The organism is Streptomyces sp. BJ20 (assembly GCF_022869105.1).
GTDB lineage: Bacteria > Actinomycetota > Actinomycetes > Streptomycetales > Streptomycetaceae > Streptomyces > Streptomyces griseoincarnatus.
In genome coordinates this window covers 5,761,673-5,778,320 of the sequence record NZ_CP094918.1, presented here as the reverse complement: position 1 = coordinate 5,778,320, position 16,648 = coordinate 5,761,673, and the positions used below count along the sequence as shown (strand labels likewise).

Annotated in this window: 14 protein-coding genes; 8 read left to right on the top strand and 6 right to left on the bottom strand. The window is 70.6% G+C overall.

All coding sequences use genetic code 11. The annotated features are described in order from the left end of the window. Positions 1–28 precede the first annotated feature (28 nt). Complete coding sequence (locus tag MTR79_RS26090) at positions 29–1,591, top strand: pectate lyase (protein ID WP_086701170.1); 1,563 nt, start codon at positions 29–31, stop codon at positions 1,589–1,591. Positions 1,592–1,626: 35 nt separating this feature from the next. Here MTR79_RS26090 and MTR79_RS26085 read toward each other — a convergent pair whose 3' ends face one another. Together MTR79_RS26085 and MTR79_RS26080 are read right to left on the bottom strand one after the other, a co-directional pair. Beyond that, positions 1,627–1,830 carry a DUF397 domain-containing protein gene (locus MTR79_RS26085; RefSeq protein WP_189365067.1) on the bottom strand — a complete coding sequence of 68 codons (204 nt, stop codon included), beginning with the start codon at positions 1,828–1,830 and terminating at the stop codon, positions 1,627–1,629. Next, positions 1,827–2,708: a helix-turn-helix transcriptional regulator gene (locus MTR79_RS26080; RefSeq protein ID WP_244792073.1), complete on the bottom strand. Its 882-nt coding sequence runs from the start codon at positions 2,706–2,708 to the stop codon at positions 1,827–1,829. Before MTR79_RS26080 ends, MTR79_RS26085 begins: the two co-directional genes overlap by 4 nt. 145 nt (positions 2,709–2,853) lie before the next feature. On the opposite strand from MTR79_RS26080, the gene MTR79_RS26075 reads away from it, so the two are divergent. Next, the gene (locus tag MTR79_RS26075; RefSeq protein WP_244792072.1) at positions 2,854–3,051 is read left to right on the top strand and encodes a hypothetical protein; all 198 of its coding nucleotides are present in this window, start codon (positions 2,854–2,856) and stop codon (positions 3,049–3,051) included. On the opposite strand, the gene MTR79_RS26070 is transcribed toward MTR79_RS26075, so the two are convergent. Together MTR79_RS26070 and MTR79_RS26065 are read right to left on the bottom strand one after the other, a co-directional pair. Further along, positions 3,048–3,488 (bottom strand): VOC family protein, encoded by a 441-nt coding sequence (locus tag MTR79_RS26070; protein WP_189365064.1) that lies wholly within the window; start codon positions 3,486–3,488, stop codon positions 3,048–3,050. The genes MTR79_RS26075 and MTR79_RS26070 overlap by 4 nt on opposite strands. A gap of 32 nt (positions 3,489–3,520) precedes the next feature. Further along, a complete protein-coding gene (locus MTR79_RS26065; protein ID WP_189365063.1) occupies positions 3,521–4,048 on the bottom strand; it encodes a pyridoxamine 5'-phosphate oxidase family protein in 528 nt (175 codons plus the stop codon). A 166-nt stretch (positions 4,049–4,214) separates the two neighbouring features. On the opposite strand from MTR79_RS26065, the gene MTR79_RS26060 reads away from it, so the two are divergent. Continuing rightward, complete coding sequence (locus tag MTR79_RS26060; protein WP_189365062.1) at positions 4,215–7,217, top strand: bifunctional [glutamine synthetase] adenylyltransferase/[glutamine synthetase]-adenylyl-L-tyrosine phosphorylase; 3,003 nt, start codon at positions 4,215–4,217, stop codon at positions 7,215–7,217. 81 nt (positions 7,218–7,298) lie between these two features. Here the strand turns inward: MTR79_RS26060 and MTR79_RS26055 are convergent, their stop codons facing one another. Together MTR79_RS26055 and MTR79_RS26050 are read right to left on the bottom strand one after the other, a co-directional pair. Then, on the bottom strand, positions 7,299–8,183 hold the full coding sequence (locus tag MTR79_RS26055; protein WP_244792071.1) for a phosphatase PAP2 family protein: 885 nt from the start codon (positions 8,181–8,183) through the stop codon (positions 7,299–7,301). A gap of 132 nt (positions 8,184–8,315) precedes the next feature. Then, positions 8,316–9,350: a LacI family DNA-binding transcriptional regulator gene (locus tag MTR79_RS26050; RefSeq protein ID WP_086701197.1), complete on the bottom strand. Its 1,035-nt coding sequence runs from the start codon at positions 9,348–9,350 to the stop codon at positions 8,316–8,318. Between the two features lie 419 nt (positions 9,351–9,769). On the opposite strand from MTR79_RS26050, the gene MTR79_RS26045 reads away from it, so the two are divergent. From MTR79_RS26045 to MTR79_RS26025, 5 genes are all read left to right on the top strand, one after another. Next, positions 9,770–11,041, top strand: coding sequence for an extracellular solute-binding protein (locus MTR79_RS26045; protein WP_086701161.1), 1,272 nt, complete (start codon positions 9,770–9,772; stop codon positions 11,039–11,041). Positions 11,042–11,137: 96 nt separating this feature from the next. Then, positions 11,138–12,142 carry a sugar ABC transporter permease gene (locus tag MTR79_RS26040; protein WP_086701159.1) on the top strand — a complete coding sequence of 335 codons (1,005 nt, stop codon included), beginning with the start codon at positions 11,138–11,140 and terminating at the stop codon, positions 12,140–12,142. Between the two features lie 13 nt (positions 12,143–12,155). After that, positions 12,156–13,070 (top strand): sugar ABC transporter permease, encoded by a 915-nt coding sequence (locus tag MTR79_RS26035; protein WP_048456714.1) that lies wholly within the window; start codon positions 12,156–12,158, stop codon positions 13,068–13,070. Positions 13,071–13,296: 226 nt separating this feature from the next. Then, positions 13,297–14,988, top strand: coding sequence for a glycoside hydrolase family 13 protein (locus MTR79_RS26030; protein ID WP_244792070.1), 1,692 nt, complete (start codon positions 13,297–13,299; stop codon positions 14,986–14,988). 171 nt (positions 14,989–15,159) lie between these two features. Further along, on the top strand, positions 15,160–16,533 hold the full coding sequence (locus MTR79_RS26025) for an alpha-amylase family protein (RefSeq protein ID WP_086701156.1): 1,374 nt from the start codon (positions 15,160–15,162) through the stop codon (positions 16,531–16,533). Positions 16,534–16,648 lie beyond the last annotated feature (115 nt).

Here is a 16,648-nt window from a genome sequence, read left to right as displayed (position 1 = left end):
CAGTGAACGACGAAAGGCGAACACGACCATGAGACGAGCAGTCGCCGTGCGGCTCTCCGCGTTACTGGCCGCCGGGGCGCTGACGGCCGCCACCGGTGTGGCGCTGTCCACGACCACCGCGTCCGCCGCCACCGGAGGGGTCACCGGCTACGCGACCCAGAACGGCGGGACCACCGGCGGCGCGGGCGGACAGACGGTCCGCGCCACCACCGGCACCGCCATCCACCAGGCCCTCTGCGGCCGGGCCAGCAGCTCGACCCCGATCACCATCCAGGTCGAGGGCACCATCAACCACGGCAACACGACCAAGGTGTCGGGCTCCAGCTGCAACACCGCCGCCGACAAGATCGAGCTGAAGCAGATCAGCAACGTCACCATCGTGGGCGTCGGCAGCGGCGCGGTCTTCGACCAGCTCGGCATCCACATCCGCGAGGCCGGCAACATCGTCATCCAGAACGTGACCGTCCGGAACGTCAAGAAGTCCGGCTCGCCCACGTCGAACGGCGGTGACGCCATCGGCATGGAAAGCGATGTCAGGAACGTCTGGGTGGACCACGTGACGCTGGAGGCGTCCGGCGGTGAGTCCGAGGGCTACGACGGCCTGTTCGACATGAAGGACAACACCCAGTACGTGACGCTGTCGTACAGCGTCCTGCGCAACTCCGGGCGCGGCGGCCTCATCGGCTCCAGCGAGAGCGACCGCTCCAACGGGTACGTGACCTTCCATCACAACCTGTACGAGAACATCGACTCCCGTGCGCCCCTGCTGCGCGGCGGCATCGCCCACATGTACAACAACCACTACAAGCGGCTGAACGACTCCGGCATCAACTCCCGCGCCGGCGCCCGCGCCAAGGTGGACAACAACTACTTCGAGGACTCCAAGGACGTCCTCGGCACCTTCTACACCGACGAGGCCGGCTACTGGCAGGTCGGCGGCAACGTCTTCGACAACGTCACGTGGTCCTCGCGCAGCGGCGACCACAACCCGGCGGGCCCGAACCCGACGTCGAACACGTCGGTGAGCATCCCGTACGGCTTCACCCTGGACGGCGCGAACTGCGTGCCGAGCGTGGTGGCGCAGACGGCGGGCGCGGGCAAGGGCCTGAAGGTGTCGGACGGCAGCTGCACCCCGCAGAGCCCGGACCCGACCGACCCCGGCCCGACCGACCCCGGCCCGACGGACCCGGGTGAGCCGACCGACCCCGGCCCCACCGACCCGCCGGCCGGCACCAACCTCAGCCTCGGCGCGGGCGCCGACGGCTCCTCCAAGGCCTCCGGCACCAGCTACGGCAACGTGATCGACGGCAGTACGAGCACCTACTGGTCGCCGTCCGGCTCGACCGGCGCGGTCTCGGTGAAGTGGGGGAGTGCCACCACCGTGTCGAAGGTCAACATCCGCCTGGCCTCCGGCTCGGGCACCATAGGCGCCTACCGCCTGCTCAACCACGACACGGGCGCGGTCCTGGCCTCCGGCAGCGGAGCGGGCACGGTCGGCTTCTCCCCGGTCTCCCTGCGCAAGATCACTCTGGAGATCACCAACGCCTCGGGCACCCCGCGCATCGCGGAGTTCGAGACGTACGCGAGCTGACACACCCGGGGGCCGTCCTCGCGGCGGCCCCCGCCTCAGCAGGCGCTGTGCGACACGAAGCGGCTCCACGCGGCGGACGTGACGGTGAGGCGGGGGCCGTCGGGGGCTTTGGAGTCCCGGACGTGGACGGTACCGGGGGCTGTCGCGACCTCTACGCAGTCGTTTCCGTCCCCGCTGCTGCTGTAGCTGCTCCGGAACCACGGCAGTGTCAGGGCGTCCCGCTCAGGGGTGTGGGTCATGACTCTCCAAGCATCTGCTCGATGAAGGCCCGCGATTCCCGGGGCGTGAGGGCCTGGGCGCGGATCATGCCATAACGCAGTTCGAGGATCCTCAACTGCTTCGGATCGGTCACCGGCCGACCGGCGAACGCCCCGTCGGACCGCCCCACCGCGGTGCCGTCCGCGAACTTCAGCACCTCGATCAGCCCACCCGTCCCGAAGTGGTCCTCGACCTCGGTCGGCATCACCTGGATCGACACGTGCCGCAACTTCCCTAGTTCCAGCAGGCGTTCGAGCTGCCGACGCCACACCATTGTGCCCCCGACCGGACGGCGGAGCGTCACTTCCTCCTGGACGAAGCTCAGCATCGGCGCCGGTGACCTCTCGAAGACCGACCGCCGGGCCAGCCGGGCGGCCACCATGCGCTCCGTCTCCTCCTCGGTATGGGCGGGGAGCCAGACGTCGAACAGCGCGCGCATGTGCTCCTCGGTCTGCAGCAGTCCGTGGACGTTGTGGTTGCTGTACAGGCCGATCTCCACGGCCTGTGACTCCAGCTTGGCTAGCTCCCGGACCCTCTTCGGATACCGGACCTTCGCCACGTCCTCCTTCATCGCGGCGATCAGCCCGCCCGCCCCCAGGACCTCGTCCGCCTTCTCCAGGTACTCGGGCCGGGGAATCCGCTTCCCGCCCTCGACCTTGTAGACGAGATCCTCCCCGTACTGCACCGCCGCCGCGAAGTCGCAGGCGCGCATCCCCGCGGCCTCCCGGCGCAGTTTCAACTGCCGCCCCACCGTGGCGACGACGGCCACCCCCCACTCGTCGTCCGGGTCCACCTCCCACCCCGGTTCGTCCGCCTGAGCCTCGTCCGCGAGGCGCACCGCCCCACCGTCCACCGACATCCGTCCCCCTTTGCCGTACGCGTCGTATCGCGACGTGCCCGACGGTAGGCGGGCCGGTGAGGCCCGGGGAGGGGAACGGCCCTCGCTGCATGCCAACGAGTGACGCCGATCCGCTCTCGTGGTGTGCGCGCCCTACCATGCGGAGATGGCACTGAGGCGCATCACCCTCCACGTGGACGACGGAGACCTGCTCCTCGTCAAGGAGGCCGCCGTCCGCCTGGGAGTGCCGGAGGCGGAAGTGATCCGCGAAGGCATCCACCGGATCGCGGAGGCGCACCGCCTTCGGGACGGGTCGTTCGTGTCCGGGGACGAGACCTTCGACCTGGGCGGTCCGGCCCGCTAAGCCCCCGCCTGCTCCGACAGGAGCTTGTGCAGCGGTTCCGTCGCGCGCTTGCGGTACTCCTGGACCGCCCAGCCGTTGCCGTCGGGGTCCGTGAAGTGCATGAAGGTCGCGCCGTCGGAGTCGGCGTAGCGGACCGGCTCGGAGATCTCCAGGCCGCGCGCGACGAACTCCGCGTGGGCCTTCTCGATGTCGGCGACGCAGAGCTGGAGGCCCTGGTAGGCGCCGGGGGCCGGGGTGGGGCCCGGGGTCATCTCCCAGATGCTCTCGCCGAGGGCGATCGAGCAGCCGGAGCCGGGCGGGGTCAGCTGGACGATCCGCATGCCCGGCATGACCTCCTGGTCGATGTCGACGTGGAAGCCGACCTTGTCCCGGTAGAAGTCCCGGGCGCGGTCGATGTCGCTCACCGGCAGCGGGATCACTTCGAGCGTCATGTCCATGAGAGCCTCCTGCTCCTTCGTCGGGTACCGCGTCAGGCGAACCGCCACCGTGTCTGGCTGAACGGCTCCCCCTTACCGAAGCCGAATACCGTGTGCGGCGCCACCGAGAACACCACAGCCAGGCCCGGCCCGTGGTGGAAATGGCCGTCCCGGACATCGAAGTGCCAGAAGTCGCCGTACTTCTCCTCCCACAGCGCGGCCAGTCCGCGCAGACGCGCGTCGTCCCTGACGCGTTCCGCGCGGCCCTCCACGACCACGTCGTAGCCCCGGGCCCAGGTGTTGACGCCTGTGGTGAGCACGACATGGGGGTTCTCCGCCAGGTTGCGCGCCTTGCGTTCCTCGGGCCCGGTGCAGAAGTGCAGGGCGCCCGACGACCAGACCGCCGGGAGCGGGGTGACGTGCGGCCGGCCGTCGGGACGGACCGTGGAGATCCAGAACAGCTCCGCCTCCGCGATCAGCCGCTCCACCTCCGTCCAGGGCGGCGCCCCGGCCGTCGGGTCGCTGTAACGCGGGTCGAGACGGCCCGCGGGCGCCGCGGGGGTGTCGGGAACGTCGGTCATGGGAACTCCTCGACGGTCGGAGGGACGCGACCGCGAAGCCGCGGTCTCTCCATCAGACCCCGTCCGGTCCCGGAATTCACCGGGGGCCGCCCCAGGGCCGTGATCGTGTCCTCCGGTTAGGCTCAGGGCCGTACGACCCTGAACCGAGGCACGAGGGAGGCCGGGGATGACGTCGGCGCCGGGGCGCAGGAGCAGTATCTTCACGCGGCTGCTGCGGCACGGTTTCACCGATCCGTCGGCCGCCGAACGCCTCCTCGACAGTCCCGGGCTGTCGACCGTCCGCAACGACCCGGTGCTGCTGGACGCCCTCGGCGGCACCGCCGACCCCGACCTCGCCCTGCACGGCCTGGTGCGGCTGCTGGAGGCGCAGGACGGCGCCACCGACCGCCAGGAGCTGCTGGACACGGTGATAGCGGCCAAGCCGCTGCGCGACCGCCTCCTCGGGGTGCTCGGCGCCTCCGAGGCGCTCGCCGAGCACCTGGCCCGGCACCCCCGCGACTGGCAGGCCCTCGTCACCTACGAGCCGCGCGACCTGCACCCCGGCGTGGAGGAGTTCGAACGCGGCCTCGCCGACGCCGCCGACCCGGTCGCCCTGCGCGTCTCCTACCGCCGCTGCCTGCTGTCCATCGCCGCCCGCGACGTCTGCGGCACCGTCGAGGTCTCCCAGACCGCCGCCGAGCTCGCCGACCTCGCCACCGCCACCCTCCGCGCGGCCCTCGCCCTGGCCGAGGCCGACGCGCCCGAGGACGCCGCCATGTGCCGGCTCGCGGTGATCGCGATGGGCAAGTGCGGCGGCCACGAGCTGAACTACGTCTCCGACGTCGACGTCATCTTCGTCGGCGAGGCGGCCGGCGACGCCGACGAGGACAAGGCGCTGCGCGCCGCCACCCGGCTCGCCTCGCACATGATGCGGATCTGCTCGGAGACCACCGTCGAGGGCTCCATCTGGCCCGTCGACGCCAACCTCCGCCCCGAGGGCCGCAACGGCCCGCTGGTCCGCACCCTCGCCTCCCACCTCGCCTACTACCAGCGCTGGGCCAAGACCTGGGAGTTCCAGGCGCTGCTCAAGGCCCGCCCGGTCGCCGGCGACCTCGCCCTCGGCGAGGAGTACACGGCCGCGCTGAGGCCGCTGGTGTGGCAGGCCGCCGAGCGGGAGAACTTCGTCGCCGACGTGCAGGAGATGCGCCGCCGGGTCGTGGCGAACATCCCCGCCGCCGAGGTCGACCGTCAGCTCAAGCTCGGCCCCGGCGGCCTCAGGGACGTCGAGTTCGCCGTGCAGCTGCTCCAGCTGGTGCACGGCCGCGCCGACGCCTCCCTGCGCAGCGGCACCACCCTCGACGCGCTCAAGGCGCTCGCCGCCGGCGGCTACGTCGGCCGCGCGGACACCGCCCAGCTCGACGAGGCGTACCGCTTCCTGCGCTCGCTGGAGCACCGCATCCAGCTCCACCGGCTGCGCCGCACCCACCTCGTCCCCGAGGACGAGGCCGACCTGCGGCGCCTCGGCCGCTCCCTGGGCCTGCGCACCGACCCGGTCGCCGAACTGACCAGGGAGTGGCGGCGCCACGCCACCGTGGTGCGTCGGCTGCACGAGAAGCTGTTCTACCGGCCGCTGCTCGACGCCGTCGCCGCGCTCGCCCCCGGCGAGGCCCGGCTCAGCGCGGAGGCCGCCCGCGAGCGTATGGTCGCCCTCGGCTACGCCGACCCCGCCGCCGCGCTGCGCCACCTGGAGGCCCTCGCCTCCGGCGTCACCCGCAAGGCCGCCATCCAGCGCACCCTGCTGCCGGTGCTGCTCGGCTGGTTCGCGGACTCCGCCGACCCCGACGCCGGCCTGCTGAACTTCCGCAAGGTCTCCGACGCCCTCGGCAAGACCCCCTGGTACCTGAGGCTGCTGCGCGACGAGGGCGCCGCCGCGGAGAATCTCGCCCGGGTGCTGTCCGCCGGGCGGCTCGCCCCCGACCTGCTGATGCGGGCCCCCGAGGCGGTCGCCCTGCTCGGCGACGGGGACGGCGGCGGCCTCACGCCGCGCTCCCGCGCCTCCCTGGAGCAGGAGGTCCTCGCCGCCGTCCGCCGCGCCGACAACGCCGTCCAGGGCGTCACGGCCGCCCGCGGGGTGCGCCGCCGCGAACTGTTCCGCACGGCCGCCGCCGACATCGTCGGCTCCTACGGCACCGAGTCGCAGCCCGCCGAGGCCGACCAGGGAGCCCTGGTGGACCTGGTCGGGGGCGCGGTGTCCGACCTGACCGCCGCTGCCCTGGCCGGCACGCTCCGCGCGGTGGTCCGCGAGGGCTGGGGGGACACCCTCCCCACCCGGTTCACGGTCATCGGCATGGGCCGCTTCGGCGGGCACGAACTGGGCTACGGTTCCGACGCGGACGTCCTGTTCGTCCACGAGCCGCGCGAGGGAGTGAGCGAGCGGGAGGCGTCCGAGGCCGCGAACAAGGTGGTCGCGGAGATGCGCAGGCTGCTCCAGGCGCCCAGCGCCGACCCGCCCCTGCTGATCGACGCCGACCTGCGCCCGGAGGGCAAGTCGGGCCCGCTGGTACGCACCCTCGGCTCCTACGAGGCGTACTACCGGCGCTGGGCGCTGGTGTGGGAGCGGCACGCGCTGCTGCGCGCCGAGCCCGTCGCCGGGGACGAGGAGCTGGGCCGCCGCTTCATGGAGCTGATCGACCCCCTGCGGTACCCGTCCGGCGGGCTGGGCGAGGACGCGGTCCGGGAGATCCGGCGGCTGAAGGCCCGTATGGAGTCCGAACGGCTGCCGCGCGGCGCCGACCCCAAGCTGCACGCCAAGCTGGGGCCGGGCGGGCTGTCCGACGTGGAGTGGACCGTGCAGCTGCTCCAGCTGCGGCACGCGGCTCAGGTCCCGGGGCTGCGGACGACCCGCACCCGGGAGGCGCTGGCCGCCGCGCGCGAGGCCGGGCTGCTGTCCGAGGAGAACGCGGAGATACTCGACGAGGCATGGGTGCTGGCCACCCGCGTCCGTAACGCGGTGATGCTGGTCCGCGGCCGGGCGGGGGACACCTTCCCGACGGTGCCGCGCGAGCTGGCCGCCGTCGGGCGCTACCTGGGGTACGGCCCCGGTCACGCCGGCGACATGCTCGACGCCTACCGCCGCACGGCCCGCCGCGCCCGGGGCGTGGTGGAGGAGCTGTTCTACGGCGGGCTGTAGCCCTCGCGCCTGCCGCGCCCGAGGGGCCGGACGGGCTCCCAGGGCCCCTTCGACCGGTCCGCAGGGCCACAGCCCCGGGTGTCAGACCCGCTTCTGCAAGGGAACGCGCTCCGGGGCGGCCGGCTCCCGCCGTCTCGGGCCGTCGTGCGGGAGGTGGCGGGGGAGGGCCGAGGGGCGCCGGCCGTACCAGGCGTGGGCGACGCCGTAGCCGACGGCGAGGCAGAGGACGCCGCCGACCGCGTCCAGCCAGAAGTGGTTGGCGGTGGCGACGATGACCACCAGCGTGACCACCGGGTACAGCAGCCCGAGCACCCGCGCCCACGGCACCGTGGCCAGCGCGAACAGCGTGATGCCGCACCACAGCGACCAGCCGATGTGCATGGACGGCATCGCCGCGTACTGGTTGGAGACGTTCTTCAGATCGCCGGACGCCATCGAGCCCCACGTCTGGTGGACCACGACCGTGTCGATGAAGTTCTGGCCGTTCATCAGCCGCGGCGGCGCCAGCGGGAAGAGGTAGAAGCCGACCAGGGCGAAACCCGTGGTGACGAACAGGACCAGCCGGGTCGCCGCGTACCGGCCGGGGTGTCTGCGGTACAGCCACACCAGCACGCCCAGCGTCACCACGAAGTGCAAGGTGGCGTAGTAGTAGTTCATCCCGACGACGAGCCAAGTCACCGAGTTCACCGCGTGGTTCACGGACTCCTCGAAGGCCGTGCCGAGCCGGCCCTCAAGCCGCCAGATCAGATCGGCGTTGCGCAGCGCCTCCGCCCGCTGCTCGGGCACCGCGTTGCGCACGAGCGAGTACGTCGCGTAACTCACCGCGATCAGCAGGATCTCGAACCAGAGCCGGGGCCGGCGAGGAGCGCGAAGACGGCGCAGACGACCCGTCGCCGCCGCCTCTTCGACGGGGCTCGCTGCGGCCGGCTCGCGGCCTTCCAGCGTGGTCACGGTCGAGTCACCCATGGGCACAGAGTCTGCCAGAAAAGACCTCTCGGTCAGATCATCCCCCGGGCGGGTCCGGCCCGCATGTTCTGCCCCGGGAACGGGCGTTCCGTCTCCTCCTCGGGCAGGGCGCACCGGCGCCCGCTCTCCGCCTCAAGGACGATTGCGCTCCCCGGGCGCCGACGCCGTCGAGCCCCGCACCACCAGCTCGGGCATGAACACGAACTCGCTGTGCGGCGCGGGCGTTCCGCCGATCTCCTCCAGCAGCGTGCGCACCGCAGCCTGCCCCATCGCCGGGACCGGCTTGCGCACCGTGGTCAGCGGCGGATCGGTGAAGGCGATCAGCGGCGAGTCGTCGAAGCCGACCACCGAGATGTCGTCCGGTACCTCGAGACCGCGCTGCCGGGCCGCCCGGATCGCGCCCAGCGCCATCATGTCGCTCGCGCACACCACGGCCGTGCAGTCCCGGTCCATCAGGGCGCTGGCCGCGGCCTGGCCGCCCTCCAGCGTGTACAGCGAGTGCTGGACCAGCTCCGTCTCGACCGTCTCCGCGCTCAGCTTCAACTGCTCCTGCACGGCCCTGACGAAGCCCTCTATCTTGCGCTGCACCGGCACGAACCGCTTCGGCCCGAGCGCCAGCCCGATCCGGGTGTGCCCGAGGGACGCGAGGTGGGTGACGGCCAGCGCCATCGCGGCCCGGTCGTCGGGGGAGATGAACGGCGCCTGCACCTTCGGCGAGAAACCGTCCACGAGCACGAACGGCACGCCCTGCGCCCGCAGCCTCTCGTAGCGCTGCATGTCGGCGGTGGTGTCGGCGTGCAGTCCTGAGACGTAGATGATGCCGGCGACCCCGCGGTCCACGAGCATCTCGGTCAGCTCGTCCTCGGTCGAGCCGCCGGGGGTCTGGGTGGCGAGCACGGGGGTGTAGCCCTGCCGGGTCAGCGCCTGCCCGATCACCTGGGCCAGCGCCGGGAAGATCGGGTTCTCCAGCTCGGGCGTGATGAGGCCGACGAGACCCTCGCTGCGCTGCCTCAGCCGCACCGGGCGCTCGTAGCCCAGCACGTCCAGGGCGGCGAGCACGGACTGGCGGGTGGTGGCGGCGACGCCCGGCTTCCCGTTCAGGACCCGGCTGACGGTCGCCTCGCTCACCCCCGCCTGAGCAGCGATATCAGCAAGCCGTGTGGTCACAGGACCGGACTGTATCTGCCGGTTGTCGCCTTGCACACCGATCGGACGCCTGGTGCGCGCCGTGGGACGGCCCGTGGTGGGCTGCTGGCTCATCGCGATCCCTCAAGTCGTGGTCGGCGTCCGCTCCGCAACGGATGATTCCCCCGGCGGCAACGGATGGCAAGTGCTTGCAGAGTCTTGCACAACAGTCCGAACCCCAGGCGTACGGGCGCAAACGAGGGTCGCGCGACGGTCGAGACCGGGTCACGGCGACATAACTGTCACGGCCTCTTGCAAAACTTTTCTGCAAGGTCTTTCGGAAACGTTCCAACGCTGTTACGTTCACGTCGCCCGGCCGCCGCAACGGCGCAGTCGGCACCTCGCGGGACGGCAGACGGGGCCGTTCCCGCCTCACGGGCTTAACCCTCAAGGAGAACCTCATGCGGCGTGGCATAGCGGCCACCGCGCTGGTGGCGTCCCTCGCCCTCGCGGCGACGGCCTGCGGCGGCGACAGCGACAGCGGCGACAAGGCCGGCGGCCCTGTCACCATCACCTGGTGGGACACCTCCAACGCGACCAACGAGGCGCCGACGTACAAGGCCCTGGTCAAGGAGTTCGAGGCCGCCAACAAGGACATCAAGGTCAACTTCGTCAACGTCCCCTTCGACCAGGCGCAGAACAAGTTCGACACCGCCGCCGGTTCCAAGGGCGCCCCCGACGTGCTGCGCTCCGAGGTCGGCTGGACCCCCGCGTTCGCCAAGAAGGGCTTCTTCCTGCCGCTGGACGGCACCGAGGCCCTCGCCGAGCAGGACAAGTTCAAGTCCAACCTGCTCGAGCAGGCCAAGTACGAGGGCAAGACCTACGGCGTCCCCTTCACCACGGACACCCTCGCCTTCGTGTACAACAAGGCGCTGTTCGCCAAGGCGGGCGTCGAGGCCCCCAAGACCTGGGACGACCTGAAGAAGGCCGCCGCCACGATCAAGGCGAAGACCGGCGTCGACGGCTACTGGGGCTCCACGGCCGGCTACTACGCCCAGCCGTTCCTCTACGGCGAGGGCACCGACATGGTCGACGCCGAGGCCAAGAAGATCACGATCAAGTCCGCCGAGGCCACGAAGGGCTACAGCACCTGGCTGAGCCTCTTCGAGGGCAAGGGCCTGCACAAGGCCGACGTGACCGCCGACGCCTACGCCCACATCCAGGACGCGTTCGTCAACGGCAAGGTCGCCTCGATCATCCAGGGCCCGTGGGAGATCACCAACTTCTACAAGGGCTCCGCCTTCAAGGACAAGAACAACCTCGGCATCGCCACCGTCCCGGCCGGCTCCGCGGGCAAGGCGGGCGCCCCCACCGGCGGTCACAACCTCTCCGTCTACGCCGGCTCCAGCAAGGACAAGCAGGAGGCCGCGCTGAAGTTCGTGAAGTTCATGACCTCGGCGAAGGCACAGGAGACCATCGCGCTGAAGAACTCCACGCTGCCGACGCGTGACGACGCCTACACCGAGCAGGTCAAGGCCGACCCCGGCATCGCCGGCTACCAGACGGTCCTCTCGGCCGCCCAGCCGCGCCCGGCGCTGCCCGAGTACAGCTCCCTGTGGGGCCCGATGGACGACGAGCTGCCGCAGATCGCCAGCGGCAAGGAGTCCCTGGACAAGGGTCTGAGCGACGCGGAGGCCGCGTTCACCAAGCTGGTGCCGGACTTCTCCAAGTAATGCCCGTGTGGCCGCCGGACCCGTTCCAGGAGGGGAGGGTCCGGCGGCCGCCGGCCTGTGTGCCGTACTCCTTGATCCTCCAGAAGGTGCCGAACCATGACAGTCGCCATCGACCGCGCGACCGGCAAGCGCCGCGGTGACCGCGCGCCCCGCCCCGGGCCGGGCCAGCGCCTGAAGCACTCCTACCAGAAGCACTGGTACGCCTACGCCATGATCGCGCCGGTGGCCGTCGTGCTCGGCGTCATCGTCCTGTACCCCCTGGCTTACGGCTTCTACCTCACGCTCACCGACGCGGACAGCCTCAACTCGGCGCGCACCATCGGCGTCAACGAGATCGAGGCCACCTACAAGTTCATCGGCCTCGACAACTACGCCGAGATCCTGTGGGGCGAGACCGCCTACGACCGGTTCTGGTCGCACTTCATCTGGACGATCGTGTGGACGGGTGCCTGCGTCGCCCTGCACTACGGCATCGGCCTGGGCCTCGCGCTGCTGCTCAACCAGAAGCTGCGCGGCCGCACCTTCTACCGGCTGATCCTCATCCTGCCCTGGGCCGTGCCGACCTTCGTCACCGTCTTCGGCTGGCGCTTCATGCTCGCCGACGCCGGCATCATCAACTCCGGCCTCGACTTCCTCGGCCTGCCCACCCCGGCGTGGCTGGAGGACACCTTCTGGCAGCGGTTCGCCGCGATCATGGTCAACACCTGGTGCGGTGTGCCGTTCATGATGGTCTCCCTGCTCGGCGGACTGCAGTCCATCGACAGCAGCCTCTACGAGGCCGCCGAGATGGACGGCGCGAGCGCCTGGCAGCGGTTCCGCCACGTCACACTGCCCGGCCTGCGCTCGGTCAGCTCCACCGTGGTGCTGCTCGGCATCATCTGGACGTTCAACCAGTTCGCGATCATCTTCCTGCTGTTCGGCAACACCGCGCCGGACGCGCAGATCCTCGTGACCTGGGCCTATCAGCTCGGCTTCGGGCAGCAGCCGCGCGAGTTCGCCGAGTCCGCGGCCTACGGCATGCTGCTGCTGGCCATCCTGATCGTCTTCACGTCCTTCTACCGCCGCTGGCTGAACCGCAACGACCAGCAGCTCGCGATCTGAGGCGGGAGTCTTCATGAGCACCTCGACCCTCCCCACCGCCGCCGAGGCCGGCCCGCCCGCCGGCGAGCGGACCGCGGCGCCCCGCAAGGGCCGCCGGCGCGGTGAGGTCAGCCCCCTGGGCCGCCTCACCTCCCACGGCATCCTGATCGTGGCCAGCCTGATCGCGCTGTTCCCGGTCGCCTGGCTGGTGTTCCTGTCCCTCGGCCCCGACAAGGACGACTATCTGCGTCCCGGCGGGATCTGGGGCAAAATGACACTGGACAACTACTCGTTCGTGCTGCAGAACACGAACTTCTTCGACTGGCTGAAGAGCTCGCTGATCGTGTCCCTCGGCACCACGGTCATCGGCGTCCTGGTGGCGGCCACCACCGGCTACGCGGTCTCCCGCATGCGCTTCCCGGGCTACAAGAAGTTCATGTGGATACTGCTGGTCACCCAGATGTTCCCGGTGGCCGTGCTGATGGTCCCGATGTACCAGATCCTGTCGGACCTGCAGCTCATCGACAGCTACCTCGGCCTGATCCTCGTGTACTGCTCCACGGCGGTGCCGTACTGCGCCTGGCTGATGAAGGGCTATTTCGACACCATCCCGTTCGAGATCGACGAGGCGGGACGCGTCGACGGACTGACCCCGTTCGGCACGTTCACGCGGCTGATCCTGCCGCTCGCCAAGCCGGGACTCGCGGTCGCCGCGTTCTACAGCTTCATCACCGCGTTCGGCGAGGTCGCGTTCGCCACGACGTTCATGCTCGACGACAAGAAGTACACGCTGGCGGTGGGTCTGCAGAGTTTCGTCAGTGAGCACGACGCTCAGCGGAATCTGATGGCCGCGACGGCTGTGCTGATCGCGATACCCGTGTCCGCGTTCTTCTATCTCGTGCAGAAGAACCTCGTTGCCGGCCTTACGGCCGGTGGCACCAAGGGGTAACGCCGTCCGGGGTGACTGCCGGCGACCGGCTGCGGCTTCGTCGTGGCTGGTCGCGCCCACGCGGCGGAGCCGCATATCGGCAGAGCCCCGCGCCCCTTCGGGGGCGCTGCCCCTCCCTGGGTCCGGGGCGGTTGCGGTGGCCATCCGACCCCGCTGTCACCGCAACCGCCTCGTTTCGCCGCCCGCACCCACTCGCTTACCTGCCCGACCTCGTATCAAGGACGACATGAGCCAGCACTCCGCCGCCCCGGCCCCGACCCCCACGACCGACTCGGCCGTCGCCACCGTCGCGCGGCGCCGTGACTGGTGGCGGGACGCGGTGATCTACCAGGTGTACCCGCGCAGCTTCGCCGACAGCAACGGCGACGGCATGGGCGACCTGGAAGGCATCCGCTCCCGTCTGCCGTACCTGCGCGACCTGGGGGTGGACGCCGTGTGGCTGAGCCCCTTCTACGCCTCCCCGCAGGCCGACGCAGGCTACGACGTCGCCGACTACCGCGCCGTCGACCCGATGTTCGGCACCCTGCTCGACGCGGACGCGCTGATCCGCGACGCGCACGCGCTGGGTCTGCGGATCATCGTCGACCTGGTGCCCAACCACTCCTCCGACCAGCACGAGTGGTTCAAGCGCGCCCTCGCGGAGGGCCCCGGCTCGTCGCTGCGCGAGCGCTACCACTTCCGCCCCGGCAAGGGCGAGAACGGCGAGCTGCCGCCCAACGACTGGGAGTCGATCTTCGGCGGCCCGGCCTGGACCCGGGTCACCGAGCCCGACGGCACCCCCGGCGAGTGGTACCTGCATCTCTTCGCGCCCGAGCAGCCCGACTTCAACTGGGAGCACCCCGCGGTCGGCGACGAGTTCCGCTCCATCCTGCGCTTCTGGCTGGACATGGGCGTGGACGGCTTCCGCATCGACGTGGCCCACGGCATGGTGAAGGCCGAGGGCCTGCCGGACCTGGGCTCGCACGACGAGATGCGGCTGCTGGGCAACGATGTCACCCCGTTCTTCGACCAGGACGGCGTGCACGACATCTACCGGCAGTGGCGGCTCATCCTCGACGAGTACTCCGGCGAACGTATTTTCGTCGCGGAGGCGTGGACGCCGACCGTCGAGCGCACGGCCAACTACGTCCGCCCGGACGAGCTGCACCAGGCGTTCAACTTCCAGTACCTGGCGACCCACTGGGACGCGGCCGAGCTGCGCGAGGTCGTCGACCGCACCCTGGACTCGATGCGCCCGGTGGGCGCTCCGGCCACCTGGGTGCTGTCGAACCACGACGTCACCCGGCACGCCACCCGCTTCGCCAACCCGGCCGGTCTGGGCACCCAGATCCGCGAGGCCGGCGACCGTGAGCTGGGCCTGCGCCGGGCCCGCGCGGCGACCCTGCTGATGCTGGCGCTGCCCGGCTCGGCCTACGTCTACCAGGGCGAGGAGCTGGGCCTGCCGGACGTCGTCGACCTGCCGGACGAGGTGCGCCAGGACCCGGCGTACTTCCGCGGCGCGGGCCAGGACGGCTTCCGCGACGGCTGCCGGGTGCCGATCCCGTGGACCCGTGAGGGGTCCAGCTACGGCTTCGGCGACGGCGGCAGCTGGCTGCCGCAGCCGGAGGGCTGGGGCGAGCTGAGCGTCGAGGCGCAGACCGGGGTGCCCGGCTCCACGCTGGAGCTGTACCGCTCGGCGCTCGCCGTGCGCCGTGCGCAGGCCGACCTGGGCGCGGGCGACGCGGTGGAGTGGCTGACGGCGCCCGAGGGCGTACTGGCCTTCCGACGCGGGGACTTCGTGTGCGTCGCCAACACCACGGGCGCCGCGGTGACCGTGCCCGCCCACGGACGGGTGCTGATCACCAGCGGCGAGGTGGAGGAGACGGGCGGCGAGGCCGTGGTCGCGGCCGACACGACCGTGTGGTGGACGACGGCCTGACGGTCGTACGCCTCACAACTTTTTTCCTTCAAGTTGGTACGGCCCGCTGCCCTTTCGGGTTGCGGGCCTCTACCATCTGCGTTGCCGCAAGGTTTCTGAAGCTTTCTGCAAGAAGCTTCAACCATTCTGTGGCGGTACTCCCCATACCCTTCGATGAAGAAGGATCCCCACATGGCACGCAGAACCCTCGCCGGGATCGCCGCTCTCGCGGCCGCCTCGGCTGTCATGACCCCGACAGTGGCAGAGGCCTCCCCGCCCGGCTCCAAGGACGTCACGGCCGTCCTCTTCGAGTGGAACTTCGCCTCGGTCGCCCGCGAGTGCACCACCACCCTCGGCCCCGCGGGCTACGGCTACGTGCAGGTCTCCCCGCCCGCCGAGCACATACAGGGCTCGCAGTGGTGGACGTCGTACCAGCCGGTGAGCTACCGGATCGCCGGACGCCTCGGTGACCGCAGCGCCTTCAAGAACATGGTGGACACGTGTCACGCGGCCGGCGTGAAGGTCGTCGCCGACACCGTCGTCAACCACATGTCCGCCGGCAACGGCACGGGCACCGGCGGCTCGTCGTACACGAAGTACGCCTATCCGGGCCTGTACTCCTCCTACGACTTCGACAACTGCACGTCGGAGATCAACAACTACGGCGACCGCTGGAACGTCCAGAACTGCGAACTCGTCGGCCTCGCCGACCTCGACACCGGCGAGGAGTACGTCCGCAAGACCGTCGCCGGGTACATGAACGACCTGCTCTCCCTCGGTGTGGACGGCTTCCGCATCGACGCGGCCAAGCACATCCCGGCCGCCGACCTGGCCAACATCAAGTCCCGCCTGACCAACCCCTCCGCCTACTGGAAGCAGGAAGTCATTTACGGCGCCGGCGAGGCCGTCCAGCCCACCGAGTACACCGGCGCCGGCGACGTCCAGGAGTTCCGCTACGCCTACGACCTCAAGCGGGTCTTCAACAACGAGAACCTCGCCTACCTGAAGAACTACGGCGAGGGCTGGGGCTACCTGAACAGCGGTTCCGCCGGCGTCTTCGTCGACAACCACGACACCGAGCGCAACGGCTCCACGCTCAGCTACAAGGACAACGCCACCTACACCCTGGCCAACGTCTTCATGCTGGCCTGGCCCTACGGCGCACCGGACATCAACTCCGGCTACGAGTTCACCGACCACGACGCCGGTCCTCCCAACGGCGGCCGGGTGGACGCCTGCTGGCAGAGCGGCTGGAAGTGCCAGCACAACTGGCCGGAGATCAGGTCGATGGTCGGCTTCCGCAACGCCACCCGCGGCCAGGCGGTCACCAACTGGTGGGACAACGGCGGCGACGCCATCGCCTTCGGCCGGGGCAGCAAGGGCTTCGTGGCCATCAACCACGAGTCCGGCTCCCTGACCCGCACCTACCAGACCTCCCTGCCGGCGGGCACGTACTGCGACGTGCAGGGCAACAAGCCGGTGACGGTGGACGGTTCGGGCCGGCTCACCGCGACCCTCGGCAGCAACACCGCCCTCGCGGTGTACGCGGGCAAGAGCGGCTGCTGAAGCACTGGGACGTCCGGCGGCCGGTTCCGCGGTCGCCGGACGTCGGCGTGTCCTCGTCGGCCGCCGGACTCGTCCGCCCCTGCCCGGAAAGCTCCCGCTGGAAGTTCTTGCCGAG